The sequence below is a fragment of the Stieleria varia genome, assembly GCF_038443385.1.
Lineage (GTDB): Bacteria > Planctomycetota > Planctomycetia > Pirellulales > Pirellulaceae > Stieleria > Stieleria varia.
On sequence record NZ_CP151726.1, the window covers coordinates 463,773 to 489,208 of the forward strand.

Sequence of the window (25,436 nt, forward strand, 5' to 3'; positions counted from 1 at the left end):
TGCAGCTCAACCCAAGGTCCGCCCCGATTCACACCGCCATTGACCGCATCCTCGCATGATTCATGTCCAGCATCTGACGAAAACCTACGAGGATTTGCAGCGTGGTCGATTTGTCGCGGTGGATCACATTTCGTTTTCCGTCCAAAAAGGTGAGATCTTTGGACTGCTCGGCCCCAACGGTGCCGGCAAGACGACCGTCTTGCGAATGTTAAGCACCGTCTTGGAACCCACCAGCGGGATCGCCACCGTGGCGGGCTACGACGTCGTTCGAGACGCGGCGGATGTGCGTCGACACATCGGGTTTGTCAGCAACAACACGGCCATCTACGACCGCATGACGGCTTGGGAACTGGTCGAGTACTTCGGTCGGTTGCACGGCATGCAACGTGACTATCTGAACGAACGTTTGGAGACCCTGTTCGATCAATTGCGAATGAACGACTATCGTGACGTGCCCGGTGCGAAGATGTCGACGGGAATGAAGCAAAAGGTGTCGATCGCGCGGGCGATGGTTCACGATCCACCGGTTTTGGTTTTCGATGAAGCGACCTTGGGACTGGATGTTCTGGTTGCCCGCAACCTGTTGGCCGTCATCCGCTCACTGCGTGAAGCCGGCAAGTGTTTGATCTTTTCCACGCACATCATGAGCGAAGTCGAACGTTTGTGCGATCGAATCGCCGTGATGTACCGGGGCAAGATTCTCGACAGCGGAACGTTGAGCGAATTGAGAGACAGGCATGAAGAAAACGATTTTGAAGAACTCTTCTTTGGGCTCCTGAATCAGCACGAACAAAGAATTCAACAGTCATCAACGGCAGGGCACTCGAAACACGTCGATTTGGATGTCGCCGATTTCGGCAAGGGGAATGGTCAGTACGCATGAGTAAATCCGTCCGACACAAGCGTGTGATCGATCGAGCAGGTGACAAGCCACGTTGGAGCGCCATCTGGCTGATCTACATGCGCGAGATGCGTGACCAACTTCGCGATCGCCGAACACTTTTTACGATCGCGGTGCTGCCGATCATGCTGTACCCGTTGGTCGGCATGTTGCTGTTGCAGATCGCTCAATTCTCGCGTCAGCACCCGACCTCGGTCTGCATCGTGGGGACAGAGCATCTGTCAAATGTTCCCCCGCTGATTGACGGTGAGGAGTTCAGTGGCGATCTGAGCAAACATTCCGAAACGCTACAGATGATCTCGTATCGCTGGGACGAGTGGCCCGACACCTTAGCATTGGATGAGCAGGCGACCGCTTGGGTCCGTAGCGGTCAATTCGATGTCGTCACCATCATTCCACCCGGTTTCGCGGATGAAACAAAACGCAATGAGGATCCCGAGGCAGCGATCGAACTGCTGTACAACGTGGGCTCGGACCAATCGATGGTCGCTCGCGACCGTGTGACTCGTGTCTTGTCGGACTGGCGAGGCGGCTGGGTGCGAGATGATTTATCCGAGGCTGGCGTAAATCTGAAGATGTTGGAACCGTTTCATCTGAACGATCGTGACATTGCACCAGAACGCACTCGCGAAGCCGCTTTTTGGAGCAAGTTACTACCCTTCATCATGCTGGTCTGGGCGATGACCGGTGCGTTCTATCCCGCGATCGATTTGGTCGCAGGTGAAAAGGAACGCGGAACGCTAGAAACGTTGCTGTGCAGCCCCGCGTTGCGATCCGAGATCGTGTGGGGCAAACTCGCCGCCGTGACGACATTCAGCATGCTCACTGCACTGCTCAACGCGGGCAGCATGTTGCTGACCAGTGGTTTTGTGTTCAAACAAATGGGCGTCGGAATGGCTGCCGGGTCGTTCGGTGCGCCTCCGCTGTTGCCCATGCTGTGGTTGTTCGTCGCGTTGGTCCCGCTCTCGGCGTTGTTCAGCGCGTTGGCACTGGCCGTTGCCGCGATGGCACGCAGCAGCAAAGAAGGTCAGTATTACCTGATGCCATTGATGATGGTGACGCTGCCGTTGGTGATGTTGCCGATGTTGCCCGGCACGACATTGAATGTCGGCACCAGTTTGATTCCAGTGACCGGCATGTTTTTGATGGTTCGCAGTCTGGTCGAAGGTCAGTATGCCAACGCATTGTTTTACCTGCCCATGGTCGCAACGGTCACTGCGGTTTGCCTCTCTTTGGCGGCACGTTGGGCTCGACGACAGTTCGAAGACGAGTCGGTGCTGTTCGGCGGCGGGGAACAGTGGGAATTGAGCATGTGGGTTCGCCACCTGTGGCGCGACCGTCAGATGGCCGCCACGCCGGCACAAGCGTATGCGTGTGGAGCGATCATCTTGGTCACACTGTTCTTTGCCCGCTTGGCGGTCACGGAGATGCCGCAGAGTTTTGCCGGCATCGCAAAGATGGTGATGCTGCCCCAAGTGCTGATCGTGTTTCCAGCCCTGTTGATGGCGACCATGTTGACGACATCGATTCGCAAGAGTCTGCGAATTCGGATGCCACACTGGACGACGGTCCCCTTGGCGGTACTGCTGGGATTGACCTTGCATCCAAGCTACGTGATGTTGGCTCAGTGCATCAGCTACCTCTATCCGGTCAGCGAACAAACCGCTGTCGCGATGAAGCCCTTTGCCGAGCAGATCGCCAGTGCTCCTTGGATGTCAGTCGTACTGCTGATGGCAGCGGTTCCGGCAATCTGCGAGGAACTCGCTTTCCGCGGGTTTGTGTTCGGCGGTTTGGTACGCGAAAAAGGTCGTTTGAGAGCCGTCGTCGTCACCGCGGTGATGTTCGGGATTTCACACGGCGTGCTGCAGCAGTCCATCGCCGCGACGATCATGGGATTGATGCTCGGTTGGGTTGCACTGAAGACCGGCAGCGTGCTGCCCGGCATCCTGATTCACTTCACCAACAACGCGTTGTCCGTATCCATGGAACGAATCGCCGAGACCCAGTCGCCGATCTCGACGTTGCTGTTGGTCACGGGTGAAGCCGGTACGACGTATCATCCGATGTGGATCGTGACCAGCATCGGGATTGCCGCCACCTGTCTGCTGTACTTTGGAACTCTGCGAGTTGCGGACGAAGGCAAGGCGGCGGACTTGATCCAAGAGCACGATGAATTGCTCGATCCGAGCAGCCCGCTGACGGCAACGGCGTAGTGACAGAAGTACGTCAGGCCTCGTACGTCAGACTTTCTAGCCTGACATGCGGCGAGAATGTCAGGCTAGAAAGCCTGACGTACGCAGGCTTGGCTTGCCAAACGCAGTGTTGTTGCGTGAATGTCCACGATGTCGTCGACCAGCGGTGCGTAACCGCCCGCCATCGCGATCGCTAAGGCAATTCCCCGCTCGCGGCACCAGCGAATGACGGTTTCGTCACGCTTCCCCAGCCCCGTTTTGGTCAATGACATTCGCCCCAGGCGATCTCCCGAGTAGGGATCAGCGCCGGCGAGATAAATCGCTAGATCGCATCCGCCGGCTTGGCGAATCATTTCGTCCAGCCTTTGCAATCCGTCAGCGAGCATTGCCAGATAGGCCGTGTCGCCGGTTCCATCGGCCAGTGGGATGTCGATGTCACTGGCGACTTTGCGAAGCGGAAAATTCTTTTCTCCGTGCATGGAAAATGTGATCGCGGAGGAGTCCCCGCTCAGAATCGACGCAGTACCGTTGCCCTGATGAACGTCCAAGTCGATCACGCAGGCTTGTCGAACTAGACCTTCGTGTTGCATCACGCGAATCGCGACGGCCGCATCGTTGAACACACAGTAGCCTTCGCCGGCAGCGGCAAAGGCGTGATGCGTGCCACCGGCCAGGTTTGCCGAGACACCGTCCGCGAGCGCCGCCCGGGCCGCGGCGATCGTTGCTCCGGTGCTGCGTCGGGATCGCTCGTTCATCTTCGGCGACCAAGGAAATCCGATCCTGCGTATCTCGGCGATGGACAGGTCCCCGTTCTTGACTCGACCGATGTAGTCTCTGTCATGGCACAGCATCAATTCCTCGTCGTTGGCCGCCGGTGGAACCAGCAGTGTGTCGCTGCTATGTCGATCGTCTTGGGCAACACGTTGTCGCAACAATCGATACTTGGACATCGGAAATCGATGACCTTCGGGCAGTGGTAGCTCAAAGTGATCGGTGTAGTACAATCGCACGGCAGGTCAACAGAAGTGAAAACGGTCCACAGAAAGGAAATCGAGACGATGACAAACGACCCCGCTCAGAATCCGTACACCGCCAGCCAACAGGACGGCGGCGAGTCACTGACGAATCTCAAGCATATCATCCAGGGCAACTCACGCACGGGCATGATCATCACGTTTGCGTTGATTCAAGGCATCGTGATCGTCTCTGCCATCATGGTGTTCATGGTTTTCTCTCGTCGTCAGCCCGGCGATTCACTATTGGGACTGGATAGCGATTCCATGATTTGGATCGTCCTGGGAGGAGGTATCGCATTGGTCTCGATCATCGCAACGGTGGTGCTGCGAGCTGTGTTTCGCAGCATCGCCTATGGAGAATTCCGCGGGGCGAATGTGGACCCTGAGGTGATGCGGGAAACCAACGCCAGCGTTCCCCAGGCGGTCCCCAAGCTCATCGGCGCGTTTCAAACACGGACGATCATCGGCCAAGCAATCCTGGAAGGCGCTGCTATGATCAATGCGGTGCTAATGTTCGTGAACGACAACCTGCTGCATGTGATTCCGATCGTGGTGCTGGTGGTCGGCGTGGGGTTGCAGGTTCCCACGCCGGGAAAGATCCGCGACTGGATTGAAAACGCTTTCTTGCATTCACCTTGAACATCGCGTCTGTGTTCTCAATGGGGTTGCCATGGCAGCCCAGGTTTCTGCTGCACGTCTCGCAACAGACACCTCCCCCAAGTTCCTTGGTGGAGGTGACAGCAGACCCCGCGCAAACCCCATATGCCACAACACCAAACTTTGGGCAGTCAGGCTCACGCGATCTTCAAAGGCATCAACACGGTTTGCACCTCGTGCACCCGGTGACTATTTCGCCACACGGCGGCGGAAGTTGCGGGCGATTTCTTGCATCATCAACGGCAGTTTGCTGCGCAAGAAATTGCTGCCGTTGAACCACTCCTGGGGCTCATGCATCAATACACGTGCTTCCACGAAACAGGTTTCCGCCGGCTCGCTCAGACGTTGGATGCTCAGGTAGCCAGCCAAACCCTTGTAGGGCACCGTCATCTCGTCGGAATCAGCATCGATACGTTTCCAACCGTTGGGAGAAATTCCACTCGGCGAATCAAAGCCCGGGTCCAGGTGAAAGCGGTAGGTCAGTTCGTCTTCGCTCTCGTCGCGAGCGACACGGATGACACCCTGCAGTTCAACTTTGTCCAGTAGCGGCACGGCGAACATCACGAGTGTCTCGTCGTCGCTAAGTGTCGCATTGTTTTTCTCTCGTTCCTCCTCGGTCAACAATCGTCCGGTCCAACGATCCTTTTCGGCGCCACCACCGGTGATCTTAGACGTCACATCTTGGTCGCGTAGCGAGTCAAACGAAGCATGAACGAGGAACGCCATATGGACGGAGTGTCCGATGCGTTGGTCCGCTTCATCGCGTAGATAGTCCAGGTCGATCTCGACGGGAGCGACGGCGGAGTCTCGGGTAAAGGCCTTCCATTTCGCCTTGCCGACGAGCGACTGCATCGCGTCAAGCTGTTCTTTCGCCGACTGCTGCGTGTTGAGCGTCGGTGGAGGCAACGTGAACGATCGCCCGGAAAACTCAATCGTCTTGAAGTCATCGGTCGCGACGTCCTGGGCAACCACGCGTTGGGCATCGGAAATCGTTCCGATGCAACAAACGACCAGCGTGATCAGAACATGACTCGAAAGTGACCACCGCACGTTCACTTGCCATACCCTGGGTAGCGTTGTTCCAGTTCCTGGCGTGCTTCGGCGACCCGTTCAGGTCGTCCGACTTGTGGCCACAGTTCGACCAAGCGTGAGAGTGCTTGGGCGTGGGCGTCGGGTTGGCTGGAGAACAGCAGGTGCGTGTGCAGGTAGGCCATGATGGCACCTTCCTTGTCACCCATCGCGTCGTAGCTGGCACCTTGTGCGTTATAGATTCGCGCAGCCATTTCGACATCGTTGGGGCTGAGTTCTTCGATCAACCCGTTGACGATCTTGAGGGCTTCGTCGCCCTTGCCGTTGTTTGCCAACGCGACGGCGCGGCCGGCTTGCGAAAGTTTTTGTAGTCGCAACACGGCGGCAGAATTCACCTGCAATCCGAGAACTTCGTTGAAGGCTGCGTCGGCGGCTGCCACGTCACCTTTGGCAAGCTGCGCGACACCAGTCAGGTACTTGGACTCGACCTTCATTTCCGTCGTCGGTGCGTTCTTGAGCGACCCGTAGTACAAAATCGCTTGGTCATGATTGTTCAATGCCAGCGCGAGATCGCCGAGCAACCGGGCAACGGAATAGAAGTGGTAAGAATCGCTGTTGGAGCGGGCAAAGGCAAGTGCAGCCTGTGCTGCGGCGGCCTTGTCACCACGACCTGCCAACGCCAGGCGTGCCTTTGCCAGCAGCAGGTAGTACGCCGCATCGGCTTTGATGGCGGCTCGTGGCAACGTTGCGACGTTCAGACCTTCGAGTTCTTCGACGGCGTCCTCGTAGTTACCTCCCAGTGCGGCCTCACGACCTTTGGTCAACTCGCTCGGGTCGCCTTGATAGAGGATCTTGCGAATGTCGCCGGCGAGGAAAGTCTTCTCGTTGGCGCCTGTCTTGAGCTTCACCCCGTTCTTGTCAGCCTGTACGATCTGACCGGACGTCGGTGTCGTGCTGTCGTTTGTGTAAACCCGGTCGGTTTGGGCCATTGCGACTTGGCCGGAAAGGGTCACCAGCAGGACCGCCAGCAACACACGAATATCGGCAAAGAGGTTTTTCATGTTGGGTATCGAGAATTGAGAGGAGCGTGTTTGATTGGAGGCGAGCGAAAGAACGGAACGTGGAGTTCGAGTTGGCGGGTGATCACGCGGGCGGCAAACCGACTGGTTTCTCACCAACGTCGCGTTGGATCTGTTTCAACAATCGGTCGTACTTGTCGCGTTGCTGGGCACCACCCATGTCGGGATACAACGTGTTCATTTGGTTGATGTCCTTGATCGCCTTTTTCATCGTCGCGTCGTTCTTCTTTACTTTGCCCATCAAGTACAAACAAAGGGCAACGTGGTAGCGTGATTCAAAGAATTTGTCACGGAAGGCCGGGTTGCGTTTGGCTTGGGTGCTGATGATCGCCCAACCCCAGATCACATTCTTGTTGTCGGGACCCGGACGCCCTCCCACCAACGCGGACTCGTAGGCCTTGTAGGCGAAATTGGGGTTGCCCAACTCGGCGGCCCAAGATTCATAAGCCTGGGCGGCTTCGATTTGAGCGTCCAGCATGGTCGGTTTGTCTTTCAGGATGCCTTCGAGAACGTCCAGAGAATCCTTGTAGCTACCGACCAGACGCAGTGCACGAGCGTAGAGAAACTTTGTGGTGAGGTCACCATTGTTATCCACCAGTTTTTTGAGAACGGCGATGGAGTCGTTCATCAACTCAGCGGCGGAACCGGTGGCTTTGACATCGGTCGGCTGCATCGATGTTTCACCCATCGACATCAGTGTCTGAGCGACCCAGCGGAGCGTCGGTTCGTCTTGGGTGTTTGCCGCGATTCGATTGAGGAACACCTTGAAGACTTCGATCAGTTTTTCACGTTTGGCCGGTGCGGCTTTCTCGAGTTGTTCACTGACGTCGCGTGCCAAGCGAATGTAAGTCTGCGTCAACTCTTGCTGAGCGTTTGGGCCGTTGAATGATTTGCGCAAGTTGTCCATCGTAGCGCTCATGCGATCCAAGAACGCAGCGGGATCATCGCCTCGCAGCATTTCTTTGACCAGAACTTTCAGCTCGGTGCTGTACAGATCACCGGAAAAGTTTTCGTTGGGGGCGCCCAGCGTGTCGACCAGCTTCAGCGGTCCGTACTTTTCATCGTCCAGCACCTTGAGTGCTTGCTGGCTTTTGTCTTGGCGATCCAAGATCTTGGCGAGCACCAACGCCGCCTGCATGGCTTCGGCATCGACGAGGTTTCCTTCGATCTCGTTCAGGCCGGCGGCCAAAATGGTGTCAGCCTTTGCGGTCAAGGTTTCCGCTTTGGCGTCATCGCCATCGATCCTGGATTGGATCGCAGCGTTCCAGAGCAGCTGGCCGAGCAGACGTTTGAAATAGGCACGCTCGGTACCCTCACCCATCGCATCGATGAGCGCTTCGGCACCGGCGTAGTCGTCTTTTTTCAGCATCAGCCGAATACGCAAGCCTTGTGCGGCGTTGGCCTTGGGGTCATCGGGCCAGTTCTCGGTCAGGAACTTGCCCAATGAATCCAGTTGCGTGATCACACCATCGCTTTCATCGTCGGGGATTTCCTGCAGCAACATTTGCAGAGAAGTCAATGCGACGAGACCGCCATCGAGGCCGACCGGCGTGCCACGAGCTGTCCTGGCGAGAAAGCTGCCCACTACGGCGGCGTCCCGGTGTCGCTCTTGTTGGTAGAGCAAGTATGCCAGGATCTGACGAGCTTGGTTGAGTTGTTGCGTATCGGTCTCGGAAGTGGCCATCCCCAAGCCCGCGCGGATGGTTTGGACGGCGATCGACCGCGTGTCGGCGAGTTGCTTGGTGATTTGCTCGATCTCGGCTTTCAGCTCGGGCGTCTCGGGTTGTTCGGACAGCAACTTGATCGACTCGGAAAGGTTCTCGGTGGCCGAGAGCAATTCGATCGTGACTTCCAAGCCATCGTCAAAACTCTTGGGCGGCTCTGCGCTGGGGCCTTCCGCGGCACCTTCTTCGATACCGAGTTTCGCCAACAGCTCTTTCGATTCTTCATTGTGCGGACCGGGGATCTTGCTGGCGGCCAGCAGCAGTTGGCGGCCATCGGACTCCGCACGTTTGCTGTCCGTCGGCTTTTGTTCTTTGTCCGCCGCTTTGGCGAGGTAGGCTTTGGCGAGGTCGACACGGTACTCCTGGACGGCCTGCGACGTCCGTTCGTCGGGTCGGATTTGTCGGCCGATGTCTTTTGTCTTCGCGATCGCTTCGTCGAATTTCGGTGGTTGCTCCGCAAGCTGCAGTCGGATGTAACCAGCAGCGGCCAGGAACTTGGCATCACGCAGCGGATCGGCCTCGGGTTGGTCCAGCATGTCGAGGAAGTTATCCGTCGCCTCCTTGGTCTTTCCCAACATCTCATTGATCTGGCCCATGCTGGCCAACGCGATGACACCGATGGGATAGCGTGAGTACTTTTTATTCAACTCCGCAAATCGTTCCAGCGCATCCTCCAAAATGGCTTTGGCATCGGTGCCCGGTTTGTCGTAGGTTTTGGCCGCCAGCATGAGCGACTCGGCGGCATTCAATTTGGCTTGCAGGTAGTCGGCTTGATATTGTTCGCGGAGCTTTGCTTTCTTGGGTTCCTTTCTGGCATCGATCGCTTCCTTTCGCATATCTTCGATCTTGGTTTTCAGATCGTCGATGATCTCGTTGAACGTTTTTGACGCGGCCGTGTATGAATTCCTCGCTTCGTCACGTTTTGCGTTGTCGGCGTCTCCCGACAGCAGTTGTGCGGCGCGGATCATTTGCAGCTTGCCCAGCATCAACCGGGCTTCGGACTGTCTTGGATTGGACGGTCCGCTGATGAACTTGCTGAGGGATTTTTCGGCGTCAAGAAAAAAGGTGTCTCGATCAGCCGCCCGACGCGAGGAGACTGCAGCGTCGATGTACGTTTGGGCTTTTTCCAGCTCGGTCGCGGCTTTGAAATCGGGGTCGACGCCGGGATACTTGTCGAGCCGTTCCAGGTAAGCGATCGCGGTGTCAAAGTAGCCCGCGGCGCGGAGCTGTTTGACGAAGTCCGCCGCCGGTTCGCCGTCCGCGACGGCGGGGCGTGCCATTGCGGTGAGCAAAATCGCAACAACGATCGCCGCGACGGTCAGTTTCTGTCTCGATTGCAGCATCGAATCTCAGCCAGTGGGGCGGAAAAGGTTAGGATGAGGGATCGTTCAGCTTGTTTCGCTGTACAACCTTAGGTTAAGGACGCCGATCGCGCGCTTCAAGCGCGACCCAGCCACACAGTGTTACCGAATGCGTATTCCGTCACAATTTAACGATCAAAGCCTTTATCGGAGCAGCGATCGCCGATCCAAGTCCGCCGCCACGTCCAATGTGGACACGTTTCGACGGCTGATGCGCCTCGGTGTTGCCTTGATTTTGGTGCTCGTGGTGATGCAGCAGGCGGCAAAACCGCGGCTGTATCAAGTCTTTTTCGGCACCGGCGGCAACTCCTGGACATCCACGGCCGCTCCCCTTGAGCGAGGGGATTCAGCAGTCGGGGATGCAATCGCCACCGATACTCAGATTGTAGCCGATCCCAATCCTAACGAGGCCATCTCCGCAAAGTCTGCTGGCCCGAATCCTCAAGACTCAGGCTTGGTGTCGCCAGATCCACAGACCCAGCAAATCGCCGACGGCTTGGTGGAAAAGATGTCCGTCGCCGATCAGCGGCGATTGGCAACCTATCTGACCGGAAATGATTCAGCCGACGCACCCGCGCTGGACGCCGAGACCATTGGGCAATGGCGGGACGCATTTGCCCAAGTTATTGAGACGACAAAAATCCCCGACGCAGACTTGTCAGGATTCCCGCAAGTGATCGCCGATGCACTGTTAATCTCTCTGGACAAAGCAGCGATGGATCGCGTGGCCGACGGTACGTTTTGGCGAGCCGACGATGCCGATGCGTTCTATTTGCAGTTGAACCAAAGCGACTCGTTGACCGCCCAGGGAACATCAGTGACCGGTACACGAGCACCCGTGACGGGGACGCTGCCGCTGCTGCAACAACCCGATGCCTATCGCGGACAACGCGTGCAAATTGTCGGCAAGATCGGTTTGGCGGAATCCCTGCCGGCGAAGTCCAACGGACTGGGGATCAAGAGCTATTGGCAGTTGTGGGTCGTTCCCTCGGACGGCGGAAAGAGACCGATCGTTTTGATCACCAAAGACCTCCCCGATTCGATTCGCACCGCGTTGGACGAAGACGGCAAGTGGGATGCGTCGATATCCGATGGCACCGCCACGCCGGAAATCACCGCGGTGGGACGGTTCATCAAACGGTTGCCCTATCGTTCATCCATCGGCGCCGATTTGGCTCCCGTCGTGATCGGCCGAATCATCGCACAGAAAACGCTCGCACCGACGGTTGCCGATTCCACAAATGCAAAACGTCCGCCGCGACAAGTCTCATTGCTGTGGATCGTCTTGGGCGCGATCGTCGCAGGGGTGTCGATCGCCGGCGCGGTGATGTATCGAACCGCGGTCGCGGCAAGAGAGACACGCCGACGCCGCGTCGCGGGACGTCCCGATGCGAACTTGCAGTTTGATCAAATCAAACCGACGAAGCTTGAAGCGGACGATGACGCAGGGAACAATCGGCCATCGAACTTTCCGGGGGTCAACGAATGAACGTTTTCCGCTTGAGTGGAATCGCTGTGTCCTGCGCGGTCTTTTCTGCTGTGCTCTGCGTGTTGGTTTCCGCCAGGTCATCCGCTGCCGAGTCCGCGTTGGAATTACTCAGCGGCTTTGATGTGACTCGTTTGGATGCGGTTTTTCCAATCAATGACGAAGAAACCGCAGGAGAGATGGCCAAGGCACTTTATCGACTTCGTCGCGCCGACGCGGGCAAGATGGCCGCAAAGGCGGAGGCGACCGTGGCTGCCGCAGGTGCTGTTCAAATCGGCGACGCGGTGCGTGTCGACGGAACGATCACCGCCATGCGACGTTTCAAGGTGCCCGAGAAACTCGTTGAATTCCTGGAGTTTGAATCGTACCTCGAACTACAACTCCAACTCTCAGAAAACCCCGCCGTGCCCGGCGAATCGATCTTGGTCTATGCGCCAGAGGCACGCACGGTAATGTCGGTCGGAGATCGTGTCGCAGCAAACGGTGTCGTGGTCGATATCACCCTGTCTGCCGCGTCAGCGCTCGCCGCAGGGACAGTGCAATGGTATCCCAGCACGCCTGCCAGCCCCGGTTGGCAACTGCTGGCGGACGAAGGAGTCGATATCAGTGCGATCGCCGCAGTCAGCGCTCGCAATCGTCAACCACTGACGGCCGAAGACAAGCAGCCTTTCTACGAGGTGCTTTCGGCGGCACAAGCGATCGGGCTTCGCGACGATCTCATCGCACCGACCGCGATCGACCCGGTCCAGTTGTTACGTGATCCGGAAAAACACGTCGGCGATTGGGTGCGTATCAAACTCAACACGGTACGCATCACACGCGTGAGCGTCAGCAACGCTGAGCAACGAACCCAACTGGGACAGGATCACTACTACCAAGTCGACGCGAGTGGCTCGCTGGGTGACGTCATTGTTCGTATGAATAGGCCTGATGATCCTGATGGCCCACCGATCGAATTGGACAACTCGTATCCCGTATCGTTGGTCACGACCCAATTGCCCGAATTCTTGCTCACCGCAGTGCAGTCGTCCGACGGTGCTGGTGGAGCCCCAGTCGATGCACTGGTCACGATGATTAATCATCCCGTGTCGGTCGACGCCTTCTTTTTTCGTTTGTGGAGCTACGACAGTGAGTTCATGACGAAGCGTGGTGGGGGCAAGCAGGTGGGGCCGCTGCTGATGGTCGCCCGTTGGCGATCGACCGCGCCATCGGCACGGTCGGGCGGGGGAATCGATGTCATCGGGTACAGCCTGCTGACCTTGTTGGTCGTGACCGTCTTGGGGACTTTCCTCTGGAATCGGCTCAACGCGAAAGAAGATCGTTTGGTGCGTGAGCGTCAACAGGAGCGGGAATCAAGCGAATTGAGGCTCCCCGGCGAAGGTTGATCTCGCGTCGATTCGATTGCCCGCGAAATTCTTCACAGCCGCCGATTTCCTCTCGTTAACGCAGATTTTGGCGTCGATCAAGCCCCATTGACCGGGGGCGGCGGACGGAGAGGATGGGAGGCCTGTTGGGGTGCATCGGTTTTGCTGATGCACTCCTGCCAACCGCATCAGTCCGACCCGCACCACCCACCCGCGATAAGAGCAAAAAAATCATGCGACGCGCAAAAATCACGATCATCGGAGCCGGAAACGTCGGAGCCACGTGTGCCCACTGGTGCGCCGCGGCTGAATTGGGCGACGTCATTCTGTTGGACATCCCTCAAACCGAAGACATGCCCAAGGGCAAGGCTTTGGACCTGATGCAAGCGTCCCCCATCATGGGATTCGACAGCAACATCGTGGGCACGACCAGCTACGACGACACCGCGGGCAGCGATGTGATCGTGGTCACCGCAGGAATTCCCCGTAAACCCGGGATGAGCCGTGATGATTTGCTAGCCACCAATGCCAAAATCGTCACCAGCGTCGCCGAGCAAATCAAAAAGACCAGCCCCGACGCGGTCGTCATCGTGGTCAGCAACCCGTTGGACGCGATGGTCCAGCAAATGTGGAAAGTCACCGGATTTGATTCCGCCAAAGTCTGCGGCCAAGCCGGCGTTCTGGACACCGCACGCTACCGCACGTTCTTGGCAATGGAATTGGGCGTCAGCGTCGAAGACATCAGCGCCCTGTTGATGGGTGGCCACGGCGACACGATGGTTCCCGTCCCAAGCTGTACCAGCGTCGGCGGAATTCCCGTGACCCAGTTGATCAGCGCCGAGCGACTCGATGAAATCGTCGAACGGACTCGCAAAGGTGGAGCCGAGATCGTGTCGTTGCTCAAGACAGGCAGCGCCTATTACGCGCCCGCAGCGGCCTGTGCACAAATGGTCGAAGCGGTTGTCAAAGATAAAAAACGCGTGATCCCTGTCGCGGCGTTGTGCGACAAAGAATACGGCGTTGGCGGTTACTACGTCGGCGTTCCCGTCGTCATGGGCAGTGGCGGCGTGGAAAAAATCATCCAACTGGAACTCACCGATCAGGAAACCTCGGACTTCAACAACAGCGTGGAAGCCGTCAAGCAGCTCGTCGCGACGATGGACGAATTGCTCGCCGGTTAAGGACCGGTGAAATGCTATCTTTCGTGCACTCCGATCGGGGGTGCAAAACGAAGAATTGGTAGCAGGATGTCAGGCTTCAGCGTTGACATCGATCGCAGGCGGGGCGTACGTTTTCGACAACGTGGCCCCCGCCGAACTCGGAAGGGAGCTGAGTCAAGATTGCAACGAACTGATTTTCATTCTGATGATGGAAATCGAGTGTGGCAGCACGCAACACGCGTGAGCGAATTCATTCCTTCCATTCCTCGATCGATCGGCAAATCTATCCATGAGCCGTTTTCATCCATCCATGTTATGGAACCCCTCATCCAACTCACCATCCAGTTCGTCGCCGGATTCCTCCTCGCCGCAATCGCACACCAATCAATCCACTGGCAGCCCTACTGGCAAATCCCGCTCGGGCTCCGAGTCGGCGAAAAACATTGATCCAATGGAGCCCTCTGACGCCGGCAGCGACCACGACGAACTGCTGAGCAATCTGTCGGCGACTTGGGGCATGGTCGGTGAGACCACTGAGGCCTACGGCGTACCGGATTCGGCAGACGCTGACTCCGATCTCGACGTGGGATCGTTCGGCTGGAACGCGATGCCCTCGTGCAACTCGTTCTTTGTGCCGCTGCATTACGAACCCAAATACAAGTATCCGCTGGTGGTTTGGCTGCACAGCGATGGATACAACGAAAACCAAGTCAACCAAGTGCTGCCGCACATCAGCGCTCGCAATTATCTCGCCGTCGGCGTGCGTGCTACGAGATCGATTGATTCCGCAGGGCATCAATTTCAATGGCACGAGAGTCCCGCGGGGATCGAGCAGGCGTGCTACGCCGTCGAGCAGGCGATTGCCGAAGCCAGCGATCGATTTGCCGTGCATCCCGATCGGATCGTGCTGGCCGGTTACCGCAGCGGCGGTACCATGGCGATGCGGGTGGCCATGCGGATGCCGGAACTTTTTGCCGCAGCGATTTCGATGGGCGGCGCGATGCCCAGCGGGGGGCATTTGTTCGCCAACTTGAACCAGCTGCGACAAATTCGCTTGCCCATGTTGTGGCAATGGGCAATCGAAAACGACCAATTCCAGTCCTCGTTGTTGCAACGCGACATCCGCTCGGCCATGATGATCCGAGCTCGTGTCGACATCCGCCAGTATCGTGACGACGACGAAATGAACACGGTGGCTTTGGCGGACGTCAACCACTGGATCATGGACCACGTCGTCCAAGGCATCCCGGTGGGGCAACACGACAGCGAAACAAGCTCGCAAACAGGATCACAAACAGGCCTCCAAGGACGAAACCCTTGGGAGTCCAGTCCGGTCGGTTTTTCAGACAATTAAGCGAAGGTCGGAAATCAGTGTCAACGGCGAACGACGGCATGTCGCAGAGCGCGAAATCGGCTCCCAAGATCTTGGTCGTTGACGATGACATCGAAATCATCGAATCGGTCCGATATGCATTGGAAGGCGAAGGCTATGAAGTCGTCATCGCCCGTGACGGAAACCAAGGCTTGGCTTTGGCGGAAAAGGAAACTCCCGACCTGATGATCTTAGACATGATGATGCCCAAACGCAGCGGCTTTCTCGTCATGGAAAAATTGCGTCGGAGTTCCGAACGAGATCTGCCGGTCATCATGATCACCGGTAACGAAGGCAGTCGGCACAAAGCCTATGCCGAACTGCTGGGCGTCAGCGAGTACATCCGCAAACCGTTTCCGATGGACCGTCTGCTCAAAGCCGTTCGTTCCCTACTGAATCCTGATGAGTGAACTCTCTGCCAACACGCGTTTGCAAGCCGTCACGCGGTTGCAAGCACGCTTGATCGGCGCAGCCGGTATTACCGGCGCTTTGGGAGTGTTGATCGGAGCATTCGGTGCCCATGGATTGGAGGGTTACCTGGTCGGCATGGGACTCGACGCAGAACTGATCGCCAAGCGGATGGACCAGTTCGACGTCGGCGCCCGCTATCATCTCATTCACGGCGTCGCACTGCTCGGATTGGCCGTGGCCGCACCGATCGTTCCCTCTCTGGCACGCTGGTCCGCTTGGTTGATGTTGATCGGCTTGGTCCTATTCAGCGGCAGCCTGTACATCTTGGTCGCCACCAACACACCCTGGTTGGGCGCGATCACGCCCCTGGGCGGATTGTCTTGGATCGTCGGTTGGGCGATCCTGGCCGCCGCACCGTGGGTTGCCAAACGCGATCACGCCTGAAGGCGATAGCATTGTTGTACAAAAGTCAGCGCACTTACCACGAAGTGGTTCAACAACAAAGCCCGGGGTCGCGGCGAAGCCAGCGCACCCCGGGGTAGGCTCATTTTTTCCTCTGGCACCTCCCCGAGCGTGCGGCGATGCCTTACGGTATGACTCAGTTTCAAAACCAGTCCTGAGCTGCCTGCCATGCCCGACACGCTGCCTGATCTGACTCCTTACAGAGCACGTTGGAATCGACGTCATCTCTTGGATCTCGAGAGTTTGTCAGCCGACGAAATCGTGACCCTGTTGGACGTGGCCCAGGTCATGAAAGAAGCCACCGGCGGCTGCCGACGCAAGATTTCGTTGCTGCAGGGCAAGACGTGTGCGAACCTGTTTTTCGAAAACAGCACGCGGACCCGCAACAGCTTTTCCCTTGCTGCAAAACGCTTGGGAGCCGACACGGTCGAGTTCGGCAGTTCCGGCAGCAGCGTCGCCAAGGGCGAAACCTACGTCGACACCGCAAAGACCATCGAAGCGATGGGGGTCGACTGGGTTGTGACGAGACACTCCACCCCGGGCACGCCGCACTTGTTGGCGCGGGAACTGGATTGCTGTGTGCTCAACGCGGGCGATGGGCCGCACGAACATCCCACTCAAGGTTTGCTGGACCTGCTGACCATTCGTCAGCACCGCGGTTCCTTTGAGGGCCTGACCGTGGCGATGGTCGGCGACATCGCGCACAGCCGAACGGCACGCAGCAACATTTGGGGACTGCATAAACTCGGCGCCCATGTGATCGTGTGCGGCCCGCCCACTTTGGTCAGCGAGCGTTGGCGCGAACTGGGTTTTGAAGTCGCTCACCACCTCGATGAGATCTTGCCTCGCTGCGACGTGCTGAACCTGCTGCGAATCCAATTCGAGCGGCAAAAGGCGAGGCCGTTTCCCAGCGTGCACGAATACGCAGCGCTCTACGCGATGAACGCAGCGCGGATGAAAAAGGCTCGAAAGGACATCTTGATCATGGCGCCTGGCCCGATCAATCGCGGCGTGGAAATCACACCGGAGGTCGCCGATGGTCCCCACTCGGTGATCTTGGAACAAGTCAACAATGGGATCGCGGTTCGCATGGCGGCACTCTGGTTGTTGGCTGCTGCCGATGATGCGCATCGTGGCATCGCCCCCAACTCACAGGAACCCAACACCAACATCAGCGGCTCGACCTCATGACGACTCATCTGATTGAAAACGGTCGCCTGATCGACCCGAGACAAAAACTGGATCGTGTCGGCCGCTTGCTGATCATTGATGGATGCGTCGCCGCCATCGATCCCAGTGACGGCGACTTGCCCGCAGATTGCCCCCGTATTGACGCGGGCGGAATGATCGTCGCGCCGGGGTTGGTGGATTTGGCGGCGGAGTTTCGCGAACCGGGGTTCGACGAAGACGAAACGATTCACTCGGCAAGTCACGCGGCGCTCGCCGGAGGCTTCACATCGGTCTTGGCAACTGCCAGCACCGATCCAGTGGTCGACTCCTATGGCGCGGTTGAATACATTCGTCAAAAAGCGGCGGAAGCCCGAGGGGCTCGAATTCACGTCGTCGGTTGTCTGAGCAAAGGCCGCGAGGGTGAGCAGATGGCCGAACTCGGCTTGCTCGCCGGTGCCGGTGCGGTCGCCTTTAGCGATGCTCCGCGTTCGGTCCCCAACGACGCGTTGCTCAAACGGGCGCTTGAGTATTGTCGCATGTTGGGGCGTCCGATCATCGATCGCCCCGAGGTCCCATCGCTTGCCGACAGCGGCGTCATGCACGACGGCCAAGTCTCTCTCGTACTCGGACTCAAGGGACTGCCGACGGAAGCCGAGGATCTGGCGGTCGCCCGCGATGTGCGTTTGGCGGAAGCCACCGGGGGGCGTTTGCACGTCGGCCCGGTCAGCACGATGGGGGCCGTGGACATGATTCGCCGTGTGAAATCACGAGGAATCAAGGTGACGGCATCGGCTTGCCCTCACAATCTGTCACTCACCGACCACTCGCTGCGTTCCTACGAATCACGCTTCAAAGTCCATCCGCCGCTCCGCAGTCCCCGTCACGTGGAGACACTCTGCGGGGCCGTGGCCGACGGTACCATCGATGCGTTGCAGAGCGGGCACATGCCCCGAAGCCGCGAAAAGATGATGAACGACCTGGATCTCACTCCCTTCGGAATGTCGTCTCTGGAAACATCGCTGGCCACGGCGGTGACCTACTTGATCGAAACAGGCATCCTCGACTGGACGAAACTGATCGATCGTTTCTCCTGCAGACCCGCCAAAATCGCCGGGTTAACGGACGCCGGATCGATCGCCCCTGGCAGTGTCGCCGATGTCGTCCTGATCGATCCCGGTTGCACCTGGCGGGTCGATCCCCAGCAGTTCCGCTCCCGTTGCATCAGCAGCCCCTTTGAGGGGCAAAATCTGACCGGTAAGGTCATGCTGGCAATGGTGGGCGGCGAAATCCGATATCGACAATCCGATTGATGACGCACATGGTAATGGGATTCGCCAGAATTCCTTTCGCACAGGATTTCTGGCGAAATCCACTACGCCGCCGATTGCTGATGCGTTGCTAATGTCTCTCCGAGGAACCAAACATTGACTTTTTGGGCGTCCCGGCTACCTTCATAGTGTGACAGTTCGCTTGCCTGAAACCATGTTTTCAGGTATTTCCGACCGCATCCCGCCTGTTCCGTCCCCTCCAAACCCTGCTGCACCTGCTTTGCCGTGGCCGACCAAGCCTTCTCGGTAATCAGGTTGTCCGTCCGGCAACGTGTCCCGTTGATGGCCCCCCGGCACATCAAATCGGCTCAATCACGCGTTGACCAGACGGGACCACTGCACCAGCCTCTCCACGGCTCGCCCACCGCATGAAAATCTCTCGGCTGATCCCAAAACAGACCCTCGCCGTCGCCCCGCGAGTTCTCGGCATGATCGTGGTGTGCATATTCTTCGGCTTGAACACGCAAGGCGTGTCCGCCCAAGAGCCGCTAGCGACTGAACCGCAATTTGCTCAGCCGCAACCCGCTGAGCCATTCGCTAATGAGCTGCAACCTACTGAGCTGCAACCTGCTCAGCCGCAACCCGATCAGACGCAACCACCAGCGGATCAGCCCGTCCCCACGCCTGCAACCGACACCGCCGAGCGTTCCAACACCCCGGATGCCGAATCCGGCAAGGTTCGATTTTCGTTCAACGGAGCTTCTTGGCGTGACGTGATCACTTGGATGGCCGACGAAGCCGACTTGGCGTTGCATGTCAGTGAAATACCGCCAGGCAGTTTCACCTACACCGACCCCAACGCGTTCACGCATGACGATGCGATCGATCGGATCAACTTGTTCTTGCTGCCGCAAGGATTCACGCTCGTGCGTAATGGCCAGCTGCTAACCGTGATCAACTTGAACGATCCGCGTAGCATGAACCAACTCGATGCGATGGCGGATATGATCCCCGCGCAAGACTTGGACAAACGCAACACGCATGAAGTCGTCAAGTGCATTTTTCGTCTCGGTGAGATCGATGCCGAAGACGCGGTGTTGGAGCTGTCGGCTCTCAACCTGATGACCACACCGGCCGTGTTGTCCCGAACCAATCAATTGATCATCACCGACACCGTCGCAAAATTAAAAACCGCCAAAGCCATCCTCGACGCGTTTGAACCATCGACGCTCGACAACGGCACCGTGGTCAAGAACTTTGCGTTGCAGCACGTCGACGCCGAAGACATCTTGTTGGTCGCACGTCCGCACATGGGCTTGGCGACTGGTGAGATGATCGGGATCGACGTCAGCCTTTCGGCGGACTTGCAAGGCAAGAACATTTTCATCACCGGAGTTGAGGACAAGGTCAAGCTGCTGGAGAACTTGGTGACCGCACTGGACCGCCCCGACAAACAACTCTCCACTCAGAACGGCGAGAACGTTCTGCAAGCACACGCGGTCTCGGGCGGAAACGTCGAAACGGTTTACAATGTTCTGCTCACGATCCTTGCCGGCAAATCCGTACGACTGTCAATGGACAAGGAAGCCGGTACGGTCGTCGCATTGGCCACTCCGGAAACCCAAGCCGAGATCGCCCAAACGGTCCTGGAGCTGCAAGCCACCGATGCCGAGTTCGAAGTCATCCCGCTCAAGACGGTCGATCCGTACTTTGTGATCAGCCTGCTGGAGGAAATGTTGGACTTGCCCGACGCTTTGGATGATCCCGACGACATTGATCCCGATGCGCCAAAGATCGACGCGGATCCCGGCAACATGCGATTGTTTGTCCGAGCCAAACGCGACAAGATCGAGCAGATCCGCAAGATCGTCGAGGGACTCGATTCAGCCGCCGTCACCCCCGCCGGCGACGACACGTTGCTGCTGCCCGTTCGCGGAGAACAAGCGTTGAATCTGCTGGAAACGTCGGCAAGATTCTGGCGTGGTGAAAATCCCGTCTTGCTCTTTCAAACCAACCTGCAAACTGCTCCTCGCATCACAGAGCGTGTGGTCGGCTCGGAAAATCCGACCGACACGATGTCGCGTCTGACCGCAGCTCGCCAACCGGCCGATGCAAAACTGCTGACGACCAAGGTCACCGGCGGTGCGCCGGCCATTCGCTGTCAGTTGACACCGCGTGGTCTGATTTTGCAGTGCGAGGATGCGACCGCGCTGGCAAAATTCGAAGAACACTTCCGTATGCTTTCGGGTCCCGTGGACTCGACGCCATCACCTCCGGTCATCTTTTACTTGACGCACACCAAAGCCGACGATGCGTTGCGAATGTTGGCTGAGTTGCTCGACGGCGGGGAAGCCGCAAGCGAAGTCGAAGGCGGAACCCTCGTCAACGGCTATGTCTCGTCGAGTTCCTACAGCGGGTTTCTCGGCAGCATCATCAGCTCACGTGACGGCACCATGTCGATGATCTTTGACTCGGTGACCGTCGTCTCGGACAGCCGGTTGAATCGATTGATCGCCCAGGGCTCCACCGACGACTTGGCGAAAATCGAAGAGTATCTCAACATCATCGATAAAGACTCCAGCCTCACCAGCATCGAGACCTACGGAACCTCTCACGTCATCGAACTGACCAACACGCGCGCGTCCGAAGTCGCCGCCGTGATCCGCGAAGCCTACGCCGGTCGCGTCACCGCATCCACCACCGGCGCAGCACCCAAAGGAGCGTCGCCAGGCGGCTCAGAGGGAGCTGCAGCCGTAGCGGCGCAACGCGAGGCGGCCGCCGCCAAGGCAGCCGAAGCCGAGAAGCAAGCGGCATCCAAGAAAGGTGACGCCAAGAAATCCGCTGCTCAGCCGGCGCGAGACCTGGAACCCAAGATGACCATCGCGGTTCACGAGCCCAGTAACTCACTCATCATCACCGCCCCCCGACAATTGTTCGCCGAAGTCGAGCAGTTGGCGATGGCGATCGATCGACGCAGTGAGACCGAGGTGCAAGTGCTGACGCCCAGCAGCGGCGCATTGATGGACCCCCTGCTGCAGCAAGCACTCGGCATCGAGCCATCCGCCACATCCCGCTCCAGTTCCGATCGAGATCGTAGCCGCAACAGCAGCAGGAGCGACCGCTGATGCAAAAAGGTGTCAGGATGCAAAAAGGTGTCAGGACTCTTTTTTGGGTTGCTACCCTGCTCGCCGCCAATCTTGCGCACGCGCAGTCCGGCATGCTGGAGTCCCTGCAGCGTCTGGACCGCAACGAAAACGGTCAGATCGAACCCGATGAAATCACGCCGCTTGCACGTCCCTTTATGGAGCGGATCGCGCAAGCCAGACGAATGTCGCTGGATCGCCCCAACTCGATCGATAACTGGCGTGAAGCCGCTCGGATTCACTTTGCCCTGCAAAACGGCATCGATGACGATCGGATTCGCCCCACTCGGATCGATGGCGGTGTCCAGTCCTTTGTGCCGTTGGATGACGATCCATTGATCCCCGAATTCGGTATCGGGGAAGCCAAGTACGCGTACACTCGCGATGACTTGCAGCAGGCCGACGATACGCTACGACGCTACGACCGCGATCGTGACGGACATCTTGATCGCGGCGAAGCGATACGCGCGCGGTGGACCCATCGCGACCCGTTCGAGGCGGACGTCGATGGCGATGATCGCTTGAGCCGACTGGAACTCGCTCAACGCTTCGCACGGCGTCGATTGCTGGATCAACAAAAGAATGAACTGGTCAAGAAAGCTTGGCGAACCGGCAGTGGCGTCCAAGCCTGGGAGAAACCGGAGTCCGATCGGGAAGACAGCTCCAACTCATGGCAAGGCAGAGGCTCAAGTTCTTATCTCACATCCATGGTGATGGGCCGACTGGACGCGAACCGAAACGGACGACTGGAGGATGTCGAAGCGGCGAAGCTGGGCGTGCCGCTGGGCCGGATCGACGAAGATCGTGACGGAGAGCTTTCGCGTCAGGAGGTGAATGCCTACCTGGATAGTCTGCAGCAGATGGCAGGTGAATCGGAAATTGAATTGCCCGCTTGGTTTTATGAGTTGGATGTCGATCGCGACGAGCAGCTCCAGTTGACCGAGTTTGCCACCACGTTGAGTGAGCAGCGCGTCGCAGAGTTCAATGCCTACGACACCAACGGCGACGGCATCTTGACCAAAGCCGAGATCGCTCAATCACGCGCACTGGTCGGCGGCAGTTATCAAAACGAATCCGCCGTCATCCTGCCGCCTCGACGCAGTGTGGTTTCCGAGATCGTGATCAGCGAAGACTACTTGATCGGCGACCTCAATGTCGAACTGTCGATCACACATACCAGCGTCGGCTACCTGGACGCTTTCCTGGTCGGTCCCGCCGGGCAACGTGTCGAGCTGTTTACCGATGTCGGCGGCAGCGGGGATCACTTTGATCAAACGGTTTTCGACGACCGGTCGCGGTACCCGATCACAAAGGCCCGACCGCCCTTCAAAGGTTCTTATCAGCCCGAGGCCCTCGCCAAACGCCAGCCCAGTTTGACGCAGTTCAACGGCACGAACGTCCAGGGCACGTGGCAATTGGTGATCGAGTGCAGTCGCAGTGAACGATTCGGAATGCTGAACACGTGGGGATTGCAAATCCGCCCCAGTGACGAAATGCCCAGTGACGAAATACCCAGTGGTGCGTTGCCCACTGCCGAATCTGCAGCAGCAGCGACTCCCGCCGCCATCTCGCCGCAACCGTCATCCATGGTGGCGAGATTTGGCGAAGACGCACAACCGCGCGGCGACGAAGTCAAGCAAGCAGTACGCGACGAAAAAAGAGCCGCCGTCGATGCCACACGAGCGTACTATGAAAAGCTAAAGGCTGAAACCTTCGAAGCAGCAACACGCGAGAACCGCCCACCAACGGCGGAGGAATTGGCCGCCTGGAGAACCAAGCTGGCCGAGTTGTCCCAGAGCAAGAAACTACTCAAGAAAGCAGAGAAGGTCGAGTCTGGCAAAATCCCTCGACCGCCGCTCGACGCTCTGAGCCCCAATGGTTCATCAGCCGCGACGCGATAAAGTGCGTCCGGCTTAGCATTGTTGTGTTATCAAGCGTTCGGTGGTGCCATACGCCCTGGGCTAATCAAAATTTGGCGTTGACTTGATGTTTCGGCGTTATTCTTTGAGCCGTTTCTTTTCCACTGTCACCTCCCTCAAGATTTGGCGGGCCTATCAAAACCTGATATCCTGGCGACGTCCAAACCCCCAGCAGCGTTCGTCGTGGAACTTGTCGTCCCCTTTCTGGGAAGGATAGACCCCGAGGTGCGTTGTCCCTGGTGATGTTCCCGCGCGACTTTGATGACCGACGGTCTATGAAACACTTGATACTGATCCTGACATTGATCCCAACGTTGCTTTTCTCCTGTCCCGCGTTGGGGCAAGACAAGTACGCAGTGGTCGTCGGGGTGGAAGTGTATGACACCAGTGTTTTTGAGAACCTGCCTTGGTCCGACGAGGATGCGACGCATTTGGGCGATGCGTTAGGCGGCCTGGGGTTTCAAACGACGGTAATGACCAGTGGCTCGGACAGCTTTCGACTCAGGCCGACGTCGGCGTCGAAAATCGAGAAACAGATTCGCTCGGTGGCCGCGAGTTGCGCTGCTGGGGACACTTTGCTGATCAGCCTTTCGGGGCACGGCGTACAGTTCTCTGACGAACCTCTTCTGCCATCCGGTGTTCGCGAGACCTATTTCTGTCCCAGCGAAGCCGATCTGGCGGACAAAGCGTCATTGCTCAAGATCAGCGACGTGTTTCAACTGATGAGCGATGCACCGGCCACACAAAAGTTGCTCTTGGTGGATGCCTGTCAGGAATCGGTGCTTTCAGAGACGGGACGACGCAAGAGTGCAAAGCGAATCGAACTGGGCAGCGTCCATGAGAACCGCCACAGCGTACCGGGAGGAATGTCCGTGCTGTTCAGTTGCAAGAGTGGCCAGTTCAGTTGGCAACACGACCCTCTCCAACACAGCGTGTTTTCGTTCCATGTGATCCGCTATCTCCGCGGGCAAGCGGACTCACGGTTTTATGACAACGAACAAATCGACCTGAGCGGCTTGCAGTTTTACGTCAGCAAACGAACCAACGACTACGTGATCGGCAAAGGCTTGAGCCCAGACGGCCAGTTGCCCGTGATGAGAGGCAGCAGTACGAACTGGACGATCGGTCGACGCGGCCTCACCGGTCCTCGTTCGATCCTGGGGATGACATTCCATCCGGTCGCGACAGGTGTCTGGTTCGCGGAAACAGAGGTGACCCGTCAACAATGGCGGCAACGAACCGGTGCCGACCCCTGGGGTGAAAACGGGCTAAACGGCGACCGATTTCCGGCGACTCGGGTGAGTTGGGAAATGGCGAAGAAGTTCTGCGAGGACCTCACTCGCCAAGCACGGGCAGACGGTAGCATCACGCGAAGCGAGAAGCTGGATCTTCCGACGCTCTCGCAATGGACGTCGGTCGCCCAAAACACGGCTCAAGACAATCTGCCTGATATCGGATGGACCTCAGAAAACTCCGGCAAGACCCTGCGGCAAGCCGCGACAAAGACAGCAGACTCGTTTTCTCTGCACGACCTCTTTGGCAACGTTTGGGAATGGTGTGACTCGCCCGACAGTGACAAACCAGCATGTGGCGGCAGCTACCGCTACCCCGCCTCCATCGCTGTTTCCGATGAGGCCTCTTATTACGAATCAGATCAAGCGTTTTCGGACATTGGATTCCGTGTAGCGCTGATCAATGAATCCCCTTGAACCCAGGTGAGAA

Annotated in this window: 18 protein-coding genes; 14 read left to right on the top strand and 4 right to left on the bottom strand. The window is 57.8% G+C overall.

All coding sequences use genetic code 11. The features are described 5' to 3' along the window. Positions 1-55 precede the first annotated feature (55 nt). Both Pla52nx_RS01755 and Pla52nx_RS01760 read left to right on the top strand, forming a co-directional pair. The gene (locus Pla52nx_RS01755; protein ID WP_146517997.1) at positions 56-883 is read left to right on the top strand and encodes an ATP-binding cassette domain-containing protein; all 828 of its coding nucleotides are present in this window, start codon (positions 56-58) and stop codon (positions 881-883) included. Beyond that, positions 880-3,114 carry an ABC transporter permease subunit/CPBP intramembrane protease gene (locus Pla52nx_RS01760; protein WP_146517998.1) on the top strand — a complete coding sequence of 745 codons (2,235 nt, stop codon included), beginning with the start codon at positions 880-882 and terminating at the stop codon, positions 3,112-3,114. Before Pla52nx_RS01755 ends, Pla52nx_RS01760 begins: the two co-directional genes overlap by 4 nt. Positions 3,115-3,179: 65 nt before the next feature. Here Pla52nx_RS01760 and Pla52nx_RS01765 read toward each other — a convergent pair whose 3' ends face one another. After that, complete coding sequence (locus tag Pla52nx_RS01765; RefSeq protein WP_146517999.1) at positions 3,180-4,103, bottom strand: histone deacetylase family protein; 924 nt, start codon at positions 4,101-4,103, stop codon at positions 3,180-3,182. Positions 4,104-4,151: 48 nt separating this feature from the next. On the opposite strand from Pla52nx_RS01765, the gene Pla52nx_RS01770 reads away from it, so the two are divergent. Beyond that, the gene (locus Pla52nx_RS01770) at positions 4,152-4,748 is read left to right on the top strand and encodes a hypothetical protein (RefSeq protein ID WP_146518000.1); all 597 of its coding nucleotides are present in this window, start codon (positions 4,152-4,154) and stop codon (positions 4,746-4,748) included. 207 nt (positions 4,749-4,955) lie between these two features. Here the strand turns inward: Pla52nx_RS01770 and Pla52nx_RS01775 are convergent, their stop codons facing one another. The 3 genes from Pla52nx_RS01775 to Pla52nx_RS01785 form a co-directional block, all read right to left on the bottom strand. Further along, entirely contained in the window at positions 4,956-5,822 is an 867-nt protein-coding gene (locus Pla52nx_RS01775) for a hypothetical protein (protein WP_231741629.1), read from the bottom strand. Next, positions 5,819-6,856: a tetratricopeptide repeat protein gene (locus Pla52nx_RS01780; protein WP_146518002.1), complete on the bottom strand. Its 1,038-nt coding sequence runs from the start codon at positions 6,854-6,856 to the stop codon at positions 5,819-5,821. The genes Pla52nx_RS01775 and Pla52nx_RS01780 overlap by 4 nt, the downstream gene beginning before the upstream one ends. 82 nt (positions 6,857-6,938) lie before the next feature. Further along, positions 6,939-9,941, bottom strand: a complete 3,003-nt coding sequence (locus Pla52nx_RS01785) for a hypothetical protein (RefSeq protein ID WP_146518003.1) — start codon at positions 9,939-9,941, stop codon at positions 6,939-6,941. 127 nt (positions 9,942-10,068) lie between these two features. On the opposite strand from Pla52nx_RS01785, the gene Pla52nx_RS01790 reads away from it, so the two are divergent. From Pla52nx_RS01790 to Pla52nx_RS01840, 11 genes are all read left to right on the top strand, one after another. Continuing rightward, positions 10,069-11,448 carry a hypothetical protein gene (locus tag Pla52nx_RS01790; protein WP_146518004.1) on the top strand — a complete coding sequence of 460 codons (1,380 nt, stop codon included), beginning with the start codon at positions 10,069-10,071 and terminating at the stop codon, positions 11,446-11,448. Then, positions 11,445-12,830: a hypothetical protein gene (locus Pla52nx_RS01795; protein ID WP_146518005.1), complete on the top strand. Its 1,386-nt coding sequence runs from the start codon at positions 11,445-11,447 to the stop codon at positions 12,828-12,830. Before Pla52nx_RS01790 ends, Pla52nx_RS01795 begins: the two co-directional genes overlap by 4 nt. A gap of 212 nt (positions 12,831-13,042) precedes the next feature. Then, on the top strand, positions 13,043-13,990 hold the full coding sequence (gene mdh / locus Pla52nx_RS01800) for a malate dehydrogenase (RefSeq protein WP_197454203.1): 948 nt from the start codon (positions 13,043-13,045) through the stop codon (positions 13,988-13,990). A 430-nt stretch (positions 13,991-14,420) separates the two neighbouring features. Continuing rightward, complete coding sequence (locus tag Pla52nx_RS01805; RefSeq protein WP_197454204.1) at positions 14,421-15,323, top strand: alpha/beta hydrolase-fold protein; 903 nt, start codon at positions 14,421-14,423, stop codon at positions 15,321-15,323. A 38-nt stretch (positions 15,324-15,361) separates the two neighbouring features. Then, complete coding sequence (locus tag Pla52nx_RS01810) at positions 15,362-15,751, top strand: response regulator transcription factor (RefSeq protein ID WP_146518007.1); 390 nt, start codon at positions 15,362-15,364, stop codon at positions 15,749-15,751. After that, positions 15,744-16,196 carry a DUF423 domain-containing protein gene (locus tag Pla52nx_RS01815; RefSeq protein ID WP_146518008.1) on the top strand — a complete coding sequence of 151 codons (453 nt, stop codon included), beginning with the start codon at positions 15,744-15,746 and terminating at the stop codon, positions 16,194-16,196. The genes Pla52nx_RS01810 and Pla52nx_RS01815 overlap by 8 nt, the downstream gene beginning before the upstream one ends. Positions 16,197-16,382: 186 nt before the next feature. After that, complete coding sequence (locus Pla52nx_RS01820; protein ID WP_146518009.1) at positions 16,383-17,405, top strand: aspartate carbamoyltransferase catalytic subunit; 1,023 nt, start codon at positions 16,383-16,385, stop codon at positions 17,403-17,405. Next, entirely contained in the window at positions 17,402-18,694 is a 1,293-nt protein-coding gene (locus tag Pla52nx_RS01825; RefSeq protein ID WP_146518010.1) for a dihydroorotase, read from the top strand. Before Pla52nx_RS01820 ends, Pla52nx_RS01825 begins: the two co-directional genes overlap by 4 nt. Before the next feature lie 386 nt (positions 18,695-19,080). Continuing rightward, on the top strand, positions 19,081-21,777 hold the full coding sequence (locus tag Pla52nx_RS01830) for a secretin N-terminal domain-containing protein (protein WP_231741632.1): 2,697 nt from the start codon (positions 19,081-19,083) through the stop codon (positions 21,775-21,777). Next, positions 21,777-23,696 (top strand): proprotein convertase P-domain-containing protein, encoded by a 1,920-nt coding sequence (locus tag Pla52nx_RS01835; RefSeq protein WP_231741633.1) that lies wholly within the window; start codon positions 21,777-21,779, stop codon positions 23,694-23,696. The genes Pla52nx_RS01830 and Pla52nx_RS01835 overlap by 1 nt, the downstream gene beginning before the upstream one ends. A gap of 293 nt (positions 23,697-23,989) precedes the next feature. Further along, positions 23,990-25,423, top strand: a complete 1,434-nt coding sequence (locus Pla52nx_RS01840; protein ID WP_197454205.1) for a caspase family protein — start codon at positions 23,990-23,992, stop codon at positions 25,421-25,423. Positions 25,424-25,436 lie beyond the last annotated feature (13 nt).

Coding starts and splice junctions, on each gene's coding strand:
- Pla52nx_RS01825 (WP_146518010.1), top strand. CDS start 17,402: ATGACGACTCATCTGATTGAAAACGGTCGCCTGATCGACCCGAGACAA.
- Pla52nx_RS01810 (WP_146518007.1), top strand. CDS start 15,362: ATGTCGCAGAGCGCGAAATCGGCTCCCAAGATCTTGGTCGTTGACGAT.
- Pla52nx_RS01835 (WP_231741633.1), top strand. CDS start 21,777: ATGCAAAAAGGTGTCAGGATGCAAAAAGGTGTCAGGACTCTTTTTTGG.
- Pla52nx_RS01780 (WP_146518002.1), bottom strand. CDS start 6,856: ATGAAAAACCTCTTTGCCGATATTCGTGTGTTGCTGGCGGTCCTGCTG.
- Pla52nx_RS01840 (WP_197454205.1), top strand. CDS start 23,990: ATGAAACACTTGATACTGATCCTGACATTGATCCCAACGTTGCTTTTC.
- Pla52nx_RS01770 (WP_146518000.1), top strand. CDS start 4,152: ATGACAAACGACCCCGCTCAGAATCCGTACACCGCCAGCCAACAGGAC.
- Pla52nx_RS01755 (WP_146517997.1), top strand. CDS start 56: ATGATTCATGTCCAGCATCTGACGAAAACCTACGAGGATTTGCAGCGT.
- mdh (WP_197454203.1), top strand. CDS start 13,043: ATGCGACGCGCAAAAATCACGATCATCGGAGCCGGAAACGTCGGAGCC.
- Pla52nx_RS01795 (WP_146518005.1), top strand. CDS start 11,445: ATGAACGTTTTCCGCTTGAGTGGAATCGCTGTGTCCTGCGCGGTCTTT.
- Pla52nx_RS01805 (WP_197454204.1), top strand. CDS start 14,421: ATGGAGCCCTCTGACGCCGGCAGCGACCACGACGAACTGCTGAGCAAT.
- Pla52nx_RS01760 (WP_146517998.1), top strand. CDS start 880: ATGAGTAAATCCGTCCGACACAAGCGTGTGATCGATCGAGCAGGTGAC.
- Pla52nx_RS01830 (WP_231741632.1), top strand. CDS start 19,081: ATGAAAATCTCTCGGCTGATCCCAAAACAGACCCTCGCCGTCGCCCCG.
- Pla52nx_RS01785 (WP_146518003.1), bottom strand. CDS start 9,941: ATGCTGCAATCGAGACAGAAACTGACCGTCGCGGCGATCGTTGTTGCG.
- Pla52nx_RS01820 (WP_146518009.1), top strand. CDS start 16,383: ATGCCCGACACGCTGCCTGATCTGACTCCTTACAGAGCACGTTGGAAT.
- Pla52nx_RS01815 (WP_146518008.1), top strand. CDS start 15,744: ATGAGTGAACTCTCTGCCAACACGCGTTTGCAAGCCGTCACGCGGTTG.
- Pla52nx_RS01790 (WP_146518004.1), top strand. CDS start 10,069: ATGCGTATTCCGTCACAATTTAACGATCAAAGCCTTTATCGGAGCAGC.